Annotated in this window: 1 protein-coding gene; it reads right to left on the bottom strand. The window is 47.1% G+C overall.

What is annotated here, in order from left to right; all coding sequences use genetic code 11:
• On the bottom strand, nt 1-259 hold a 259-nt coding region (locus HMPREF2619_RS10280), incomplete at both ends, for a hypothetical protein (RefSeq protein WP_148130399.1).

The raw sequence follows: 259 nt of genomic DNA, 5'->3' as shown, positions 1-259 counted from the left end.
GATATCAGTTGTTTCAGCTGGTGTCGCTGTCGGAGTTACTGGTGTCACTGTTGGTGTGTAAGTCGCTGATGCCTTGGTTCCGTTCATATCTTCACGAACAACTGTTACAGCAGGTGTAGTTCCGACAAATGATTTTTCTGGTACGAATGTAACTGTTCCATCTGCTGCTACTGTGTATGTACCAACACCGTCAACTGTCTTGGTAGTTGAGCCATCACTGAAAGTAGCCGGAACGTCATCGTTCATTGGCACACGGCTG

The sequence above is a fragment of the Streptococcus sp. HMSC074B11 genome, assembly GCF_001808705.1.
In the GTDB taxonomy this organism is placed as follows: Bacteria; Bacillota; Bacilli; order Lactobacillales; family Streptococcaceae; genus Streptococcus.
The sequence above is the reverse complement of the archived record's forward strand: the minus strand, read 5'-3'. Positions and strand labels throughout refer to the sequence as shown.